14 protein-coding genes and 1 tRNA gene are annotated in these 16,280 nt (G+C 69.5%); 8 read left to right on the top strand and 7 right to left on the bottom strand.

What is annotated here, in order from left to right; translation table 11 throughout:
- Positions 1 to 6 precede the first annotated feature (6 nt).
- Positions 7 to 1,545, top strand: a complete 1,539-nt coding sequence (locus tag D892_RS0122630) for a dihydrolipoamide acetyltransferase family protein (RefSeq protein WP_024803425.1) — start codon at positions 7 to 9, stop codon at positions 1,543 to 1,545.
- Between the two features lie 840 nt (positions 1,546 to 2,385).
- A complete protein-coding gene (pnuC, locus tag D892_RS0122625; RefSeq protein ID WP_036567397.1) occupies positions 2,386 to 3,021 on the top strand; it encodes a nicotinamide riboside transporter PnuC in 636 nt (211 codons plus the stop codon).
- Here the strand turns inward: pnuC and D892_RS43940 are convergent.
- Positions 3,006 to 3,473 carry a MarR family winged helix-turn-helix transcriptional regulator gene (locus D892_RS43940; RefSeq protein ID WP_051499146.1) on the bottom strand — a complete coding sequence of 156 codons (468 nt, stop codon included), beginning with the start codon at positions 3,471 to 3,473 and terminating at the stop codon, positions 3,006 to 3,008. The two genes, pnuC and D892_RS43940, sit on opposite strands and share 16 nt — an antisense overlap.
- 107 nt (positions 3,474 to 3,580) lie before the next feature.
- Between D892_RS43940 and D892_RS0122615 the strand changes: the two genes are divergently transcribed.
- Positions 3,581 to 4,519 carry a hypothetical protein gene (locus D892_RS0122615; protein ID WP_024803422.1) on the top strand — a complete coding sequence of 313 codons (939 nt, stop codon included), beginning with the start codon at positions 3,581 to 3,583 and terminating at the stop codon, positions 4,517 to 4,519.
- Between the two features lie 18 nt (positions 4,520 to 4,537).
- Here D892_RS0122615 and car read toward each other — a convergent pair whose 3' ends face one another.
- On the bottom strand, positions 4,538 to 8,053 hold the full coding sequence (gene car / locus D892_RS0122610) for a carboxylic acid reductase (RefSeq protein ID WP_024803421.1): 3,516 nt from the start codon (positions 8,051 to 8,053) through the stop codon (positions 4,538 to 4,540).
- 622 nt (positions 8,054 to 8,675) lie between these two features.
- Here car and D892_RS47870 point away from each other — a divergent pair.
- Positions 8,676 to 9,530 (top strand): 1-acyl-sn-glycerol-3-phosphate acyltransferase, encoded by an 855-nt coding sequence (locus D892_RS47870; RefSeq protein ID WP_024803420.1) that lies wholly within the window; start codon positions 8,676 to 8,678, stop codon positions 9,528 to 9,530.
- 3 nt (positions 9,531 to 9,533) lie between these two features.
- Here D892_RS47870 and D892_RS0122600 read toward each other — a convergent pair whose 3' ends face one another.
- On the bottom strand, positions 9,534 to 10,283 hold the full coding sequence (locus D892_RS0122600; RefSeq protein WP_024803419.1) for a thioesterase II family protein: 750 nt from the start codon (positions 10,281 to 10,283) through the stop codon (positions 9,534 to 9,536).
- An 83-nt stretch (positions 10,284 to 10,366) separates the two neighbouring features.
- Entirely contained in the window at positions 10,367 to 11,005 is a 639-nt protein-coding gene (locus tag D892_RS0122595) for a TetR/AcrR family transcriptional regulator (RefSeq protein WP_024803418.1), read from the bottom strand.
- 109 nt (positions 11,006 to 11,114) lie between these two features.
- On the opposite strand from D892_RS0122595, the gene D892_RS0122590 reads away from it, so the two are divergent.
- Positions 11,115 to 11,960 carry an SDR family NAD(P)-dependent oxidoreductase gene (locus D892_RS0122590; protein WP_024803417.1) on the top strand — a complete coding sequence of 282 codons (846 nt, stop codon included), beginning with the start codon at positions 11,115 to 11,117 and terminating at the stop codon, positions 11,958 to 11,960.
- A 127-nt stretch (positions 11,961 to 12,087) separates the two neighbouring features.
- On the opposite strand, the gene D892_RS0122585 is transcribed toward D892_RS0122590, so the two are convergent.
- Positions 12,088 to 12,636, bottom strand: a complete 549-nt coding sequence (locus tag D892_RS0122585) for a hypothetical protein (protein WP_024803416.1) — start codon at positions 12,634 to 12,636, stop codon at positions 12,088 to 12,090.
- A gap of 261 nt (positions 12,637 to 12,897) precedes the next feature.
- On the opposite strand from D892_RS0122585, the gene D892_RS0122575 reads away from it, so the two are divergent.
- Positions 12,898 to 13,302, top strand: coding sequence for an FAD-dependent monooxygenase (locus tag D892_RS0122575; protein WP_156959635.1), 405 nt, complete (start codon positions 12,898 to 12,900; stop codon positions 13,300 to 13,302).
- 113 nt (positions 13,303 to 13,415) lie between these two features.
- The gene (locus D892_RS0122570) at positions 13,416 to 13,811 is read left to right on the top strand and encodes a hemophore-related protein (protein ID WP_024803414.1); all 396 of its coding nucleotides are present in this window, start codon (positions 13,416 to 13,418) and stop codon (positions 13,809 to 13,811) included.
- 179 nt (positions 13,812 to 13,990) lie between these two features.
- On the opposite strand, the gene D892_RS0122565 is transcribed toward D892_RS0122570, so the two are convergent.
- Positions 13,991 to 15,193, bottom strand: coding sequence for a HAMP domain-containing sensor histidine kinase (locus tag D892_RS0122565; RefSeq protein ID WP_024803413.1), 1,203 nt, complete (start codon positions 15,191 to 15,193; stop codon positions 13,991 to 13,993).
- A gap of 8 nt (positions 15,194 to 15,201) precedes the next feature.
- Positions 15,202 to 15,858, bottom strand: a complete 657-nt coding sequence (locus D892_RS0122560; protein WP_024803412.1) for a response regulator transcription factor — start codon at positions 15,856 to 15,858, stop codon at positions 15,202 to 15,204.
- Between the two features lie 182 nt (positions 15,859 to 16,040).
- On the opposite strand from D892_RS0122560, the gene D892_RS0122555 reads away from it, so the two are divergent.
- A tRNA-Asn gene (locus D892_RS0122555) sits at positions 16,041 to 16,113 on the top strand.
- The last annotated feature ends 167 nt before the right edge of the window (positions 16,114 to 16,280 follow it).

The raw sequence follows: 16,280 nt of genomic DNA, 5'->3' as shown, positions 1-16,280 counted from the left end.
ACCACATTGCCTGAAATCACGATGCCCCGCCTGTCGGACACCATGGAGGACGGGGTCGTCGCCTCCTGGCTCAAGCAGGTCGGCGATCCGGTTGCCCGCGGCGAGGTGCTGGCCGAGATCGAAACCGACAAGGCCCTCATGGAATTGGAGGCCTACGACGACGGCGTGCTCGAGCGGATTATCGCCGATGCCGGGGCGCGGGTGCCGATCGGTGAGCCGATCGCCATCGTCGGCGACGGGAGCGGGGCGTCCGGCGCTGCGGCGGGCGCGGGCGGTTCCGGGTCGGCTGCGCACGCCGGAAGCGATGGCGGGCAGGCGAGTTCGTCTCCCGCCGAGCAGATCCCCGGCACGGGTCAGCGCGAGACGGCCGGATCCGAGGCGGAAACGCGCCGGAATATCGAGGGGGAGGGCAGCTCCGGCGCTTCCGGTGGCGACCACAGCGGGAGGGTCGGCGGGCAGGCGAACTCGGCCGCCGGCACCGAATCGGGTAGCGGTCGGCGCAAGTCGTCGCCGCTGGCACGCAAGATTGCCAAGGAGTTGGGTGTCGACCTGGCGGCGGTTACCGGGACCGGGCCAGGCGGGAGGATCACGCGGCGCGACGTCGAGTCCGCGGCGGCCACACCGGCGGGGACCGCGGCCGGCTCACCCGGTTCGGCCCGCGACACAGCGGGTTCCGGTCCCGGCGCACCGGCATCGGCCGGGGCGGCCCCGGGCGCTGATTCCGCTCCAGGCGAGGGGGCGTCGGGGGCCGATACCGCGACAGCCGGTTCGGCGCTCGACACACCCGCGGCCGAATCCGCCTATCGCGCTCCTGGTTCCGCTGCGTCATCCAACGGCACGATAGCTGCCTCCGGCGACTACGACGAGGTGCCGCTGACCACCATTCAGCGGGTCTCGGCCGGGCGGCTGACCGAGAGCAAGCAGCAGGCACCGCACATCTACCTCACCAGCGCGATCGACGTCACCGATCTGCTGGCCTTCCGCGCCGAGATCAACGCGACGCTGGAGGCCGCCGGTCAGGGCAAGGTCAGCGTCAACGATCTGCTGGTCAAGGCGGTGGCCTCGACGCTGCGCGCCGATCCGGCGGTGAACGTCTCGTTCGCCGGGGACAAGCTGTTGCGGCACCACGGAATTCACCTCGGCGTGGCGGTGGCCACGCCCGCGGGACTGCTGGTGCCGGTGATCCGGGACGCCGACCGCAAGAGCGTCTCCGAGATCGCCGCCGAGGCACGCGATCTCGCGGGCCGGGCGCGCGACCGCAAGCTGCGCGCCGAGGAGATGTCCGGCGGGACATTCACCCTCTCGAACCTGGGCATGTTCGGTATCGAGCAGTTCACCGCCGTCATCAACCCACCCGAATCCGGGATCCTCGCGGTCGGCGCCGCCCAGGACGAGCTGCGCCTGGACGACTCGAAGGTGGTCACCCGCAAGATCCTTCGCGTCACGCTGTCCGCCGACCACCGCGCCGTCGACGGCGCCGTCGCCGCCCGGTTCCTGCAACGCCTGAAGGAACTCTTGGAGCACCCCCTGCGCATCATCACGTAAACCGCCTCGGCCCGCGCGCATCTCCTCGGACCAGGTTCGGACGGCTGCGCAAGAGCCCTGGCGCACAGTACTTCCCGACCACCGGCACACCCGCCTTCCCGATGCCAGTGCCCGCCCAGAGCGGATATCGGGATTCCCGCCGGAGCACCACAAGTGCACGAGGGGCCCCGGAATCATCCGGGGCGACGGGAGCTTCGGCCGGGGTGATGGGTCCGGCCACCAGCCACCCATCACCCCGGCCCCACCATCGCACCCGCACCGTCGCACCAACTGCCGAGACGACCGGGGTCTCGCCCGCTCGGCATCCCGGCATACCCCACCAACCCTGTCATCCCGGCGCGCTCGGCCGGGATCCCACCAGGCGCTGGATTCCGGCCGAGAGAATGCCGGAATGACAGGCGAAACCCTGTGCGGAACAGCCGGGCAGTCGGCGCTGGCGGGAGAGGTATCGGCGACGCGGGCATTCGTGTGCCGGAACGTCCGCGCCGCCCCGGACCGGGCCGCGAAACATCCCGTGTGTCGAGATCCACCTCACAGGCCGGTCTCGCGGCGTGTGGGAATAGGGTGCCGAGCAAACCAGGTTGCGCGGGGTGAACGCGTGCTCCGGGGTCGGTAGAAATCCGAACCGGCGGTGACGGTCCGCGAGCCGGTCGCAGCCAGCGGCCGGTCGACCCGATGGGATTCCGGGACCGACGGTGAGAGTCCGGAGGGGAGGCAGTGCGCGGGGTTCGTTCTGTCCCGGAGCGATCGGGCCTTCCCGTGCGTCCGGAGTCGAGGAATCGAGGAGGTCCGGGAGATGCACATCCGCGAAACCCGCGTCGGCGGGCGGGAATTCGCCGCATGAACGCGGGGCTTCAGCTGTTCGGCGAGCACATTCTCTGGACGGACCTGCTCGGCAACCTGCTGTCGCTGGCCGTGGTGTGGCTGGCGATGCGCAAGACCATGTGGACGTGGCCGGTGCAGTTGGCCGGGGCGGCACTGCTGCTGGCCGCCTCGCTCGACGCGCACGTGCCCGGCAATGCGCTCAAGCAGGTGCTGTTCGGGGTGCTCGCCTGTTACGGGTGGCTGTCGTGGACCCGCGGCCGGCGCGACGATCACGGGCTGCTGGTGCGCCCGGCGACGCCGCGCGAGCGCATCGTCCTGCTCGCGGTGCTGGTGCTGGGCACCGTGCTGGTGGCGGAGATGTTCATCCACCTCAGCCGGCTGCACATCGCCTGGTCCCCGTGGGCGAACGCGTACATCTTCGTCGGCAGCGCGATCGCCACCTTCGCACAGAGCCGCGCGCTGGTCGACTTCTGGATCATCTGGATGCTCGTCGACCTGGTCGGCGTGCCCCTGGCCTTCCATTCCGGGCTGTTCGTGTCCGGTGCGGTCTACGGGATCTTCTTCGTCATGGTGCTGATCGGGTTCGCCCGGTGGCGCCGGGAGTATCGCGCCCGGCGTGCCCTCGAGCACGCCGGTCAGATGACCGCGTGATCGTCGCCGGCCAGCCCGCGCCGCCGGTCGATCAGCTCCGAGAACGAGGTGAACCGGACGAGTTCGCGCAGCAGCCGCAGCCCCGGCTCGACGTCCTGAGCGGGCAGCATTTCCCGCGCGCCACCGACCAGCGCACGGCGAATCTCGAGGACGTGCTCCCGCAGTCGCGTCCCCTCCGCCGTCAGCGACAGTTCGATGCGGCGGCGATCGGCCGCCGGGGCGCGGCGTTCGACCAGTCCGGTCTCGACCAGGCGGTCGACCAGCCGGCTCGGGTGTCCGCCCTCGGCGATCAACAGGTCACCGAGTTCCCGTAAACCGATCGGCTGGGCCTGGCCGATCACCGCCAGCGCATCGGCCTGTGCGGCGGTCAGCCCCAGGGGCTGCATCGCCTCGTTCATCCGACGCTCGAGTTCCCGGGCGACGGCCTTGATCAGGAGCACGAACTCGAACATGGGATCCACAGAACGAGGGTACTCAGCGTTGCCACGCCGCGATCTACCGCTTAGCATTTAGTTCGCACAGCATCTATTCACATAGCACGGAAATTCGGGGCCCCACCATGCCGCCTGTCCAATGGTCCGACGCCGCCGACGAGATCATCGGAAGCGACCAGGCGGTCGCCTTCGGATACGTCACGCCCGCGCGCGGTGTCATCCTGACACCGATGACGAACTTCGGCATCCGCGAGCGCACCGGCGGCACCATGACGCCGCTCAACACCTCGGTCGCGATGTGGCGGAAACTGCAACGCCTGCAAGAGAATCCGCAGATCGCCATCGCCTACCACACCCGGGATCATTCCTACACCGAGCGGCCGGAATACGTGCTCGTGCAGGGCCGGGCGCGGCCGACGGAGCTGGGTACGCGCGATTGGCTGGATCGCCACCGGGAGGCGTGGGAACGTTTCGCCGGACCCCGGAAGGTCGGGCCGCTGTGGGAATGGTGGCTGCGGCCCTATCATCGCCGCGTCGGACTGGACATCGACGTCACCCGCGTGGTCGTGTGGCCGGACCTCGGATGCGACAGCGCGCCGGAGGTCTACGGGGACGCGCTGCCGCCCCTGTCGGCCTCACAGTGGCCGCCCAAGGGCGGAGTGGAACCCCGGATCCGGCATCGACGGGCGGCGCGGCACACCGCGGCGCGACCGAACCGCCTGCTGTCCTGGGTCGGGGGCGACGGCTTTCCGGTCATCGTCCCCATCGGCGTCGAGGACACGGACAAGCAGGGAATCACGCTCACGGCACCCGCACAGGCGATTCCGCCGGGCGGCCGCCGGGCCGGATTACTGGCCCACAGCTTCGCCCGCTACACCTACGGCCAGAATCTGCGGCGGTACACGGGCTGGCTCGAAAATCTCGACGGCCGAATAACTTACGCACCACACACCGCGGGTGGGCACTACATTCCGCGCTCCCGGACGGCCTATCGCCTGGGCGCCGGGTACGCGACGTGGCGCGGCTACCTGCAAGGCCGTCGCGCGGGGGTTGTCCCGCGCTGACGGTCCAGACCTCTTGTGCTACAAGAGGTTCCGCAGTTTCAGGTCGCTGGCGTACTTCTCGATGAGGGCCGGAGACAGGTGCGGGATGTCGCCGTCGCCCAGTCCGGCCTCCTGCACCGCGACCTGGAACCGCTTGGCCGGCAGGGCGGCACCGCGGATCGGGAGGTCGGGATGCCGGTACGCGTGCAGCAGCGGCAGCACGGAATGCTGGCGTTGCCGCTCGGGTAGCGCGCGCAGAGCGGTCTCGAAGCGCGACAGCCAGTCCGCGTAGTCGTCGATCCGCTCGATCGAATGGCCGGCGGCGATCAGCCAGTCCACGAACACATCCAGCGACAGTCCGTCGTCGTGCGGGTTGAGCACGTCGAAGGTCTCGTAGCCGGTGGCGACCCGGGTGCCGAGGGTGGTGATGGCCGCGGCCGTGAAGTCGGCGGGCAGCCCATCGTAGTGCGCGCGCTGCCGGTTGCCGTCGGAATCGGTGGCGTAGAACGACTTCGGCGCCAGCCCGGTGGCCAGCACGCTCAGCAACAACCGCGTGAACATATCCGGCACGTTGAACTGACCGGCGTAGCGGCTGTGCGCCAGAATCATGTCCGACCGGAACACCGCCACCGGCAGGCCGTACAGTTCGTGCGCCTCGCGCAGCAGCACCTCACCGGCCCACTTGCTGTTGCCGTAACCGTTGGCGTAACTGTCGTCGAGCGCGCGGGCCGGGCTCACCTCGCGGATGTCGCCGTCCTCGGTGAACACCTCCGGATCCACCTGCGCGGCCACGCCCACCGTGGACAGGTAGGTCACCGGCTTCATCCGGGCCGTCAGCGCCAGCCGGATCACCTCGGCGGTGCCCACCACGTTGGGCCCGAACAGCTGGTCGTAGGGCAGCACGTGGTTCACCAGCGCGGCCGGGTGCACGATCAGGTCGACCGTCTCCGCCAACCGCTGCCACTCCCGCTCCCCCACGCCGGCATTCGGTTCGCCGATATCACCCGCCAGCACCTCCAGGGTGCCGTCGGCCACTTCCCGGTACCGCCGCAGCAGTTCCGGATCGCCGCTGTCGAAGACCTGGTCGAGCCGGGCCCGGGCGGCGGCCGCATCGCTGCCGCGCACCACGCAGACCAGCGTTCCTCCCGAATCGTGCAGGCGCTCCAGCCATTCCAGGCAGAGGAAACGGCCCAGATACCCATTGGCGCCGGTCAGTAGCACGGTGCGCGGCGGCCGGGTCGCCGCGGGAAGTCCGCCGGCCACGGCAAGGGTCGCGGCGTCGACGAACTTGTCGACGGTCAGGTCGGCGGCGCGGACCTCGGTGCCGCTGCCGTGCACCGACGTCGACGTCGGCCGGCCGTTGTCCGAATTCCGTTCGTCCTGGATGTAATCCGCCAACCGGCGCAGATCCGTTGCCGGGCCGACGATGACACCCACCGGCACCTCGACGCCGAAGACCTCCTGTAGCAGATTCGACAGCGACAGCGCCGACAGCGAGTCGCCGCCCAGGTCTGTGAAGTGCGCGTCCGGGCTCAGATCCGTTGTCGCACAGCCCAGTAGCGCCTTGGTGGCGCGCTCCACGATCTCCAGCACCGGCCGCTCGGCGGCCGCGGAACGCAGTGCGGACAGCTCGTCCTGCTGCTCCCGCTCCAGCTGCTCGTACCGCCGGTCGAGTTCGGCGCCGTAGCGCTCCTTCAGCCTGGGGCGCAGGAGTTTTCCGATTCCCGAGAGCAGGCCGCCGGCCATGGTGAACGGCTCGGTCTCGAGCAGGAAATCGCGCGGGATCTCGTAGGAGTTCAGCTCGGCGTCCTTGGCGACCTGCTGCAACGATTCACCGATGGCCGTCTTCAGGTCCTCGACCTGCGGATGCGCCGCCACCGCGTCGGCGGTCGGCACGATCACCGCCAGCAGGAAGGCGCGTTCGCTCGAGCCGTAGACGTAGATCTGCCGCACCAGTGGGCTGCCGGTGTAGACCGCCTCCAGCTTGGACACCGCCACGAACTCGCCCTGCGACAGCTTGAGCACATTGTTGCGGCGGTCGACGTACACCAGGTGATCCGGCTCGATCTCGGCCATGACGTCGCCGGTGTGATAGAAGCCGTCGGCGTCGAAGAGCTCCGCGTTGAGCTCCGGCCGCTTGTAGTAGCCGGGCACCAACGTCTGCGACTTCAGCAGGAGTTCGCCACGCGGATGGGGCTTGTCGGTGCCGAAGTACCCGAGCTCGGGGACGTCCACCAGCTTGTAGTCGACGACCGGCGGGCGCTGCACCTGATTGTCGACCAGCACGATACCGCCGGTCTCGGTGGCGCCGTAGCCGTCGAGCATGCCGAACTCCAGCACCGACTCCATGAAGGCCCGCATATCCGCCGAGACCGGTGCGCTACCGCACACCGCGACCAGGAAGCGACCACCCAGGAAGTGTTCGCGCAGTTCGGTTTTCACCTCCTGCTCGGCGCTCTCGCGTCCCTGCCCGGCCGCCATCCGCCGGTCCACCTCGCTGCGGAAGCGCTGGAAGACCATGTCGCACACGCGAGGAACGAAGAACAGAATGGTCGGCCGGACCAGCGCGATGTCGTCGAACAGCGTGGACATGTCGCTGCGCGCCGCGAAATAGACCGTGCCGCCGGTGGCCAGGCAGCCGATCATCGACGCACGGCCCGCGACATGGCTCATCGGCATGTAGCTCATGCCGATGGAGGGCAGCGGGCGGTCCTGGCCGCCGCGCCACATGCGCCCCAGCAGCTGCTCGGAATACATTGCCCCCTTGGGTGTCCCGGTACTGCCGGAGGTGTAGATCAGCAGGGCCAGGTCGTTCTCGTCGCCTGCGGTGTGCGGCGGCGCGGACGGCAGCTCGCGGCCGCGCGCGAGCACATCGTCGAGGATCTCGACCTCGACGGGGCTGTCGGCCAGGCGGCGGCGGGCGGTGTCCACGGTGGCACGGTGGTCGTCGTCCTCGGCGTGGTAGTCGAAGACGATCAGCGATCGCACCGAATCGGCGGCGATCGCCAGTTCCACTGCCGCACCGAGCTGTTCGACATCGGTGGCGAGCACCCGCGGTGCGGTCTCGGCGACGATCGGGGTCAGCTGCGCCTGCGCCGCGCCCGCCTGCAACGGCACCGAGACCGCGCCCAGGTAGGTGCAGGCCAGGTCGACGACCGTGTAGTCGATACTGGTGAAACCGAGAACGGCGACGAAATCACCGGCGCGCGTCGGCCTTTCGGGATCGTGATACCACGCGCCGCCCAGCGCGCGGACCCGCTCCCAGAGCTGACCGTAGGTGATGGTCTCGAAACGGGGCAGCAGCCGGGCATGCCGGCGCCCGTGCTCGTCGGCGACGAACTCGACCGCGCGCCGACCCAGCGCCGGGCGGTCGGCATAGCCCTCCATGATCGTCGCGAGGATCTGCGACAGCCGGGTCTCCGGTCGTCCGGCGGCCTCGCCCACCCGCTCCAGCGGCCGGGCCGCACGAATCTCCTCGTCGTTCTCGATCAGTTCGGTAGCCCGTCGAATCAGTTGCGCCTGCTCGTCCTTGATCTCCATCCCGAGGATGTCCATGCCCGATCTCCCTGAATTCGTCCGACACGTTCTTCGACAGTTCGATACGCGCGCGGGACACAGCGAGAAATCCCGCGCATTTAATTTACCTACGCTAATTATCTCTACGTTCTCGCTGCATACGGGGCACTGTCAAGAGCATCGCGTGCGGTCGTCGACATCCACCGAGCTAGAGGCAATTGAGGCGTGCGTCACGCTGGATGTTTTGTTCTCTTTGCCCGATTCGCCGATGCGCGGTTTTCTCGGAGCGTTTCCCGGGCGTTTCCGGAAAACTGCGACAACACTACTGATTTCGGTACGACCGGCCCGGAATTCGCCGCCTGTCCCGCACCCGGCCGCAGGTGCCGCGCACGACCGGGCGAGGCGCCGGGATCCGGCGCGGGCATCCACCGAGCAAGCAATCGCTTGGCTTGCTAACCTGGAGGTGCAGGAGGGCGGTGACCGGCATCGGCCGGGCGGCGATGCGGCCGCACCGCACCGGTTCGCGCGGGTGCGACCGTCGGGGAACTTCAATGGGGATGTGACCGGGAGCAATTCACTTGTGCCCGATGCCTTTTCGCGGCATCGGGCCGGGCCGTCGCGCACCGCCCCCGCATCGGCGACGCGAGAGACAGGACCCCGGATGACCGAAACCCGGCAGCACCCCGAGCCCGATCACCCACTGCTGCGGCTGGGGCGGGCCTACGTCAGCTACTTCACGCCGACCGTCACCGGTGCGCAGCACGTGCCCGCCTCCGGCCCGGCGGTGATCGTCGGCAATCACTCGTCGATCTACTGGGCCCCGGAGGTGTGGATCACCTTCATGACGATGCTGGATCGCCGGCCCGACGAACCCAGCTTCGGCCTGGCACACGAAATCCTCTTGCGGACACCGTTTCTCGGCGACAGCATGCGCGGCGTCGGCGCACTCCCCGCCTCGCGGGAACTCGCCACGACCGGCCTGAAGGACGGCGGCGCGGTGCTGGCATATCCGGGCGGCGACTGGGAGGCGTGCCGCCCCTGGTCCCAGCGGGACCGGATCGACTTCGCCGGCCGCAAGGGATTCGTCAGGCTCGCACTGGAACTCGGCGTACCGGTGATTCCCGCCGTCGCCAACGGCGGGCACGACTCCGTCTTCGTGGTCAGCCGCGGGGACCGCACCGCCCGGCTGCTCCGGTTGGACAAGTTGTTGCGCGCCAAGGTCTTCCCCTACACCGCCGGCCTGCCGTTCGGTGTGGCGCCGATCGTGCCGCAGTTCCCGCTGCCCGCGACCGTGCAGGTGAGTTTCCTGCCACCGCTGGACTGGTCCACTCAGCCCGGCGACCCCGAGAATCCGGCCGTGGTCGACGCCTGCTATCGCGACGCCGTGGACACCATGCAGGCCGAACTCGACCGGCTGCGGGCCGAGACCCCCCATCCCGTGGCGACCGGGATCAAACGGCACCTGGCCGGACTGCCGGGACCGCTGTCGAATCTGGCCGGGGCCGTACCGGTCTGAGCGTCAGGACGACATGGCGGCCTCGATCGAGCGCACCAGGCGCGGTGCGTGATCGTTGAGGTAGAAGTGGCCGCCCTCGTAGGTGGTCAGGTCGAAATCGCCGGTGGTGTGCTCGCGCCAGGCCCGCACCTCGTCCACGGTCACCCGCGGATCCTGCAGGCCCACATGGGCGTGGATCGGCACGGTCACGGTGGCCCCCGCCTCGGCGCGGTAGGTCTCGGCGGCGCGGTAGTCGCTGCGGAGGGCGGGCAGGATGACGCGCAGCATCTCGTCGTCGTCGAGGATCCGCGAGTCGGATCCGTTGAGCCGCCGCATCTCCGCGAGCACGCCGTCGTCGTCGAGCTGGTGCACGGTCTCGGTGCGCACCTGCGACGGTGCCCGGCGGCCGGAGACGAACAGCCCGGCCGGCCCGGCGCCCCGCGCCTCCAGCCGGCACGCCACCTCGAACGCCACCGAGGCACCCAGGCTGTGCCCGAACAGGTACAGCGGCCGATCCAGCCACGGAACGAGTTCGGCCGCAATGATGTCCGCCAGCTCCGGCACACTCTCGACGCAGGGCTCGTGGCGGCGGTCCTGCCGCCCCGGATACTGGACGGCCAGCACCTCACGCGCGGGCGCGACCATGCGGGACACCGGATGGAAGTAGCTCGCCGACCCGCCCGCGTGCGCCAGGCACACCAGCCGCGCCTGCGGATCGGTGCGCGGATGGAAGCGCCGCACCCAGGTGCTGCTCGTCTGTTCCGTACTGCTCATGGACATGCCCCTCCCGTTGGCGTTCTCCCGACATTGTTCCGGCGATTACGAGTTTCGGCCACCGCTGGACGGTACGCGGCAGTTCAGCGGCCGTATGCCGCGAGGAACGTGGTCACCGCCGCATCGCTGACGGTACGCAGGTCGGCCTCCGGCACCGCGCGGGTTCCCAGCCGGGAGCGCGCCTCCACCGGACCGGTGAGCAGGGCGGCGAACTGCGCGGCCGCCATATCCGGATCGTCGATGCGCAGGGCGCCGGCCAGCGCCAGCCGGGCGAGCCGGTCGGCCAGCATCCGCACGACCCGGGACGAGACCTCGTCGACGAGATCCAGCAGGTCGGGGAACTGCACGGACTCGGCGCAGATCAGGCGCCGCAGGACCCGGGAGTCCTCGGCGCAGTAGCAGGCCGTCAGGTGCGCTCCGACGTCGCGCAGTGTCCCGGCGACATCTTCCCCGTCGGACAACCGTTCCACCGCAGCGAGATTGGCCGCAAGCGCGCGGTCGGCCAGCGACCGCACGGCCTCGCGGAACAAGGTCTCCTTGTCGCCGAAGTGGTTGTAGACGGTGGCCTTGGCAACCCCGGCGTCGGCCGCGATCTCGTCCACCCGGGCCTGCGCGTATCCGACCCGGGCGAACACGGTGAACGCGGACGCCAGCACCGCCTGCTGCTTATCGATGCGGCCGCGGGCCGGCCGTGCGCGAGAGGTGTCGGTTGCCGCGTTCATGCACCGATCATAGCCAACTTGGACCACCGGGTCTGGTCAGCTGGTCTTGCCGGTTTAGACTCATGAGTCTACTATTTTGTTCCATCAGACCAATAGCAGGGAGAACACTGTGAAGACCGTGGTCATCAGCGGCGGAACCGACGGCATGGGAAGGGCTTTGGCGCTGACCTACCTGCGGCGCGGCGATCGGGTGGTCGCCGTGGGCACCGACGCCGGCAAGGGACGGTCGCTGCGCGAGACGGCCCGCGAACTCGGCGCCGAATCGCGCATCGAATTCATCCGGGCGGATCTGAGCCTGATCGCCGAGAACCGGCGGGTGCTCGACCGGATCATCGAGAGTTATCCGGTGGTGGATGTGCTCGTCCTGGCCGCGCGGTACTACCGCGCCCGGCGATACGTGACGGCCGAGGGCTTGGAGGCCACCTTCGCGCTGTTCTATCTGAGCCGGTACCTGCTCGGGCACGGCCTCGCCGATCTGCTCGACCGCGCCGAGTCACCCGTGCTGCTCGACCTGGCCGGGCCCGGCGGCGAGTTGTCCCGGATTCGCTGGGACGATCTGCAGTTCGCGCGGGCCTACCACCCCGACGAGGTGATGGCGCAGTGCGGGAAGCTCAGCGATCTGCTCGGGGCCGGCTTCGCGCGGCACCATCCCGGCAGCCGAGTGCGCTACGTACTGCTCCATCCGGGCCTGACCGCGACGGGCTTCACCGGCGAATACGACGCCGCCAGTGCGGAAGTCGTGGCCGGCATGCGCGCACGGGCGCAGCCGATCGACGCCGCCCTCCCGCGGCTGCTGCGCCACCTCGACCATCCGCCCGCGGCACCGCTGTCTGCCTTCATGCAGGACACGCCCGTCGACGTGCACGGCGAACCGTTCGATCCCGAGGCGGCCGATCGGCTCTCGGCGATCACCGCCGAACTGTTGCGACAAGCTGACGGGCACAAGACATCCTGACCTCGCCACCCTGGCGACGAGGCCGAATTCGCTACCTACTACGCCGGACTCGCGGCCGTGATCACCGAAGACACGATCCCCCAGGGCGATCGGGCCGCCGGCGCACGGCCGCTGCCGGGCATCGTCGCTACGGCGTGGAGTAGCCGATCAGCGCGCCGATTCCGGCGCCGACCGGCACGGTGATCAACGCGCCGACGCCGCCGAGGAAGAAGCCGATCACGGCGCCGATTCCGCCGCCGATCAGCGCGCCGACCACGGCGTTCTGCTGCTTGCGGGCAATGGTGTCTTCCGCCTCGCCGATGTTCTGCGCCACCTGCGTGCCGTCGGACTGCGGCGTCAGCGTCAGGGCACGGCCGTCGGCACCGATCTGCGGCGTGAGGGCGACCGTCGCGCCCGCGGCCTGCACCGCCAGCGGCACCGTCACGACCTCGCGGCCGGCGACATCGGTGAGGGTGACCGCCTGCCCGTCGTGCGTGAGCGCGAAGCTGCCGGCTGCCACGGTCGTGGTCACGCCCGTGTGGTCCGCGGTCGGGGCGGCGATGTATTCGATGCCGTGATCGACCCCGCTGATGCCGGCCTCGGCGGCCGGTGCGGGCGCCGCCTGGACGACACCCGCCGTCAGTCCGGTGGCACCGACCGCCAACAGCGCGGTAGCGGCGAAACGCTTGGCTCTCATGATCTTTCCCCACATTCCCTCGGCCGGTGACAGCCGATAATCCCCTCGTGGCCGGATCTCGGCCGCCCCCATTGTCCCCCGAAAAACCGTGCGCAGCGGTTCGTTTCCCAGATCTTTGTGATCAACACAGGATCACCCGGTCGGTTTTCGGGTGCGGACCACGAACCCCGTCCGATCTACACCGCGAGCCCGACTCGTCGGACCCCTGCTGTATACAGAGGGTGCCGCGGGATCGGTGACCGGGATCGGTGAGATCGTCGAATCGAGCGGCAGTTCCAGCGATCGTCCGTCGAACGTCAGAACGTCAGGAGCCGCAGCACCGCCGCGTCCTGGGCCGGCGCGATCCGGCAGGCCGCCCCGGCGATCACGGACCTCGCCGACACCATGCTGTCGAACACCGAGACCGTGCGGGTGATCAACGCCCGCAACGTCCCCCTCACCACCGCGCGCCCGCCGAGCCTGCCGGTCCTGCTCTGCGGCGATGCCGACCACGCCCTCACCCCGGCCGCCGGCGTCGGTGCCCGCGACGCGATCGAGGATGCCGCCGCCCTCGTCACCGCCATTACCACCGGCACGGACCCGGCCGTCGCGATGGCCGACCGCCGCCGGCAGATCACCGAGGAACGCGACCGCATCGCCCAGCTGTACCAGCGGTCGCGGAAATAGCCCGAAAGACGCAGGCCCGCAACGACCTAACGCCCGGCAAACGGGGCCGCTGGTGGACTGATCGCCGTGGCCACCGATCGGAGTGGCCGAACAGCCCAGCGAAAGGGAGCAAGATGGCGGTAACGAGATTCGTGCGCGGGTCCGTGGTTGTGGCGGCCGTGCTGGCCGGTGTGGCGGCCGCGGCGGGCGTGGCCTCCGCGCAGCCGGGTGAGCGGCAGCATCCGCTGGCGGATTCGACGTGTTCGGCCGAGCAGGTGGAGTCTGCGATGCGGGATCACGCACCGGAGTTCGCCACCTACCTGGACGAGCATCCCGACCACCGGGCGAAGTTCGACACGATGTTCTCCGTACCGCCGGAGCAGCGCAAGATGATCATCCGCGAACGTCATGACAACGGGCCGCAGCCGCCGCACGACGGACGGGACCGGATCATCCTGCGCGACGACCCGCGTTTCGCCGAACTGCCGCAGAAGATGCGGATCGTCGCCGACACCTGCCACGGCTACTGACCGGATCGATCGGAGCATCGTGCCCGGCCTTCGGGTGGGCACGATGCCCGGGCGTTCTATCGCGAACCGCCGGAACGATTTTCGTGCGGTACTCGCGGCGGCCGCCTTCGTCGTCCCGGTGCGATCGGACCCTGTCCACGGCGACCATATACACGGCGACCATGCCACGGCGACCTTTCTCACCGCCGCTGTGCCGAGGCGCCAACGGCGTCCCGGGACCCGGCAGCGGGAAGCACGACGGTGACCCGCAGGCCGCCGGACGATCGCGCTGCCGCGGTGACCGAACCGCCGTGAGCCTGGACGACCGAGCGCACGATCGACAGTCCCAGGCCCGCACCGCGCGTCGATGTCGGCTCGGCCCGGCGGGTGGTTCCGGTCAGCCGCCGGAACGGTTCGAACAGCCCGTCGATGTCGTAGTCGGGCACCTCCGGACCGGTGTTGTCGACGACGATCCGGGACTGCCGGCCGGCCTTCTCGGTGCGCACGTCGACCCAGCCACCGGAGTGGTTGTAGCGGATCGCGTTGTCGATCAGGTTGTGCACCAACCGTTCCAGCAGCACCGGGTCCCCGGCGACGGGGGCCGAGCCCAGTACGGTGCGCACCTCGACATCGGCCTCCTGCGCCTGCCGCTCCGCGAGACCGGCGACGTGCCGGGCGATCTCGGCGAGGTCGGCGTACCGCCGCTCGATCAGCCGCTGTTCGCTGCCGGCCAGCACCAGCAACCCGTCGATGAGCCGCTCGTGCCGGCCGTTCACCGCCAGCAGGGTGGTGCCGAGCTGCCGCAGCGACTCCGGGGCGCCGGGCTGGTCCAGAGCGACCTCGATCAGGGTGCGATTGATCGCCAGCGGCGTGCGCAGTTCGTGCGAGGCGTTGGCGACGAAGCGCCGCTGGCTGTCGAAGGACCGGTCGAGCCGCTCCAGCATGGCGTCGAAAGTGTCGGCGAGATCGGTGATCTCGTCGCGCGGGCCGCCGAGGGCGATGCGCTCGTGCAGGCTGTGGTCGGCCACCCGCCGGACGGTCGCGGTGATCTGCTGCAACGGCGCCAGGACCCGCCCGGCCAGCAGCCACCCGAACCCCGTCGCCGCGACGCCGACCGCGCCCAAGGCGGCCAGCGACCACCCGAGCATCGCGTGCAGGGTGGCCTGCCGCTCGGCCTCGGCCTGCGCGCCGACGGCGGAGGCCAGCCGGTCGACGGCGTTCATCCGGCCCCGCAGCTGCGGCTCGGCCAGATACTCCCGCACGATCACCTGCGCACCGCCGTGCGGACGCCGCCCCAGCCAGTGCTCCAGCGAGAAGTACATGACCGCGATCAGCACGGCACCGGCGAGGAAGAACGCCGCCGCGTACAGCAGCGTCAGCCGCAGCCGGATGGTCGGCCGCATCGTGCGGATCACCGAACGCGATAGCCCACGCCCGGTTCGGTGAGGATCAGCTCGGGGCGGTCCAGCTTCCGCCGCAGCATCATGATCGTGTACCGGACCACTCCGGTGAACGGATCGATGTTCTCGTCCCATGCCTTCTCCAGCAACTGCTCCGCCGACACCACACCCCCATCCGCCCGCAGCAACTCGGCCAGGACGGCAAATTCCTTGCGCGACAGGGACACCGGTTCGCCGTCGCGGGTAACGGTGCGCTGGTACACGTCCACCCGGAGACCCGACCGCTGCAATACCGGCGGCGTCGCCGGCCGGGCCCGGCGCCCGAGCGCCTGAATGCGCGCCACCAGTTCGGCGAACGCGAACGGCTTCGTCAGATAGTCGTCGGCACCCAGCCCGAGCCCCGCCACCCGGTCCGGCACCGTCGTCGCGGCCGTCAGCATCAGAATCCGCGCCTCGCCCCCGGTATCGACCACCCGCGTGCACACCGCGTCGCCGTCCATCACGGGCAGATCCCGATCCAGCACCACGACGTCGTAGTCGTTCACCCCCACCCGCTCCAGCGCGGCGCCCCCGTCATAGACGACATCGACGGCCATCGCATACCGCCGCAGCCCCGTGGCGATCGCATCCGCCAGCAACCGCTCGTCCTCGACCACCAGCACCCGCACCCACCCATCCTGCCCGCCCGACCTGTTGGGTGGCTGTGAGGAAACCACGAATCCCCGCCCCGCACCACCTCCGCCCACCCGGACAAATCACCCCTGCCAGCAGCAACGACCCCGATTTGGGAGCCCGACCTCGAATACGCTAAAGTTTCTCCTCGGTTCGCCCCACAGGCGAGCCGAGGCAGTCCCCAATAGCTCAATTGGCAGAGCAGCCGACTGTTAATCGGCAGGTTACTGGTTCGAGTCCAGTTTGGGGAGCTTTTTCGGCCCCTGACCGGTGAGAATGGATTGCTGAGCAGGGACCAGAGCCGTACCGGGCTCCCCGGATTCGTAGATACATCGCCACAAAGTCGCCACGTGTCGATCCGTCTCGATCTCGACCGGCTCTACTTCCGAACTCATCCGCTACCGCGCTGGTGATCACG

The sequence above is a fragment of the Nocardia sp. BMG51109 genome, from assembly GCF_000526215.1.
In the GTDB taxonomy this organism is placed as follows: Bacteria; Actinomycetota; Actinomycetes; order Mycobacteriales; family Mycobacteriaceae; genus Nocardia.
The sequence above is the reverse complement of the archived record's forward strand: the minus strand, read 5'-3'. Positions and strand labels throughout refer to the sequence as shown.

Coding starts and splice junctions, on each gene's coding strand:
- D892_RS0122585 (WP_024803416.1), bottom strand. CDS start 12,636: ATGAGAGCCAAGCGTTTCGCCGCTACCGCGCTGTTGGCGGTCGGTGCC.
- D892_RS0122570 (WP_024803414.1), top strand. CDS start 13,416: ATGGCGGTAACGAGATTCGTGCGCGGGTCCGTGGTTGTGGCGGCCGTG.
- D892_RS43940 (WP_051499146.1), bottom strand. CDS start 3,473: ATGTTCGAGTTCGTGCTCCTGATCAAGGCCGTCGCCCGGGAACTCGAG.
- D892_RS47870 (WP_024803420.1), top strand. CDS start 8,676: ATGACCGAAACCCGGCAGCACCCCGAGCCCGATCACCCACTGCTGCGG.
- pnuC (WP_036567397.1), top strand. CDS start 2,386: ATGAACGCGGGGCTTCAGCTGTTCGGCGAGCACATTCTCTGGACGGAC.
- D892_RS0122600 (WP_024803419.1), bottom strand. CDS start 10,283: ATGAGCAGTACGGAACAGACGAGCAGCACCTGGGTGCGGCGCTTCCAT.
- D892_RS0122615 (WP_024803422.1), top strand. CDS start 3,581: ATGCCGCCTGTCCAATGGTCCGACGCCGCCGACGAGATCATCGGAAGC.
- D892_RS0122565 (WP_024803413.1), bottom strand. CDS start 15,193: ATGCGGCCGACCATCCGGCTGCGGCTGACGCTGCTGTACGCGGCGGCG.
- D892_RS0122595 (WP_024803418.1), bottom strand. CDS start 11,005: ATGAACGCGGCAACCGACACCTCTCGCGCACGGCCGGCCCGCGGCCGC.
- car (WP_024803421.1), bottom strand. CDS start 8,053: ATGGACATCCTCGGGATGGAGATCAAGGACGAGCAGGCGCAACTGATT.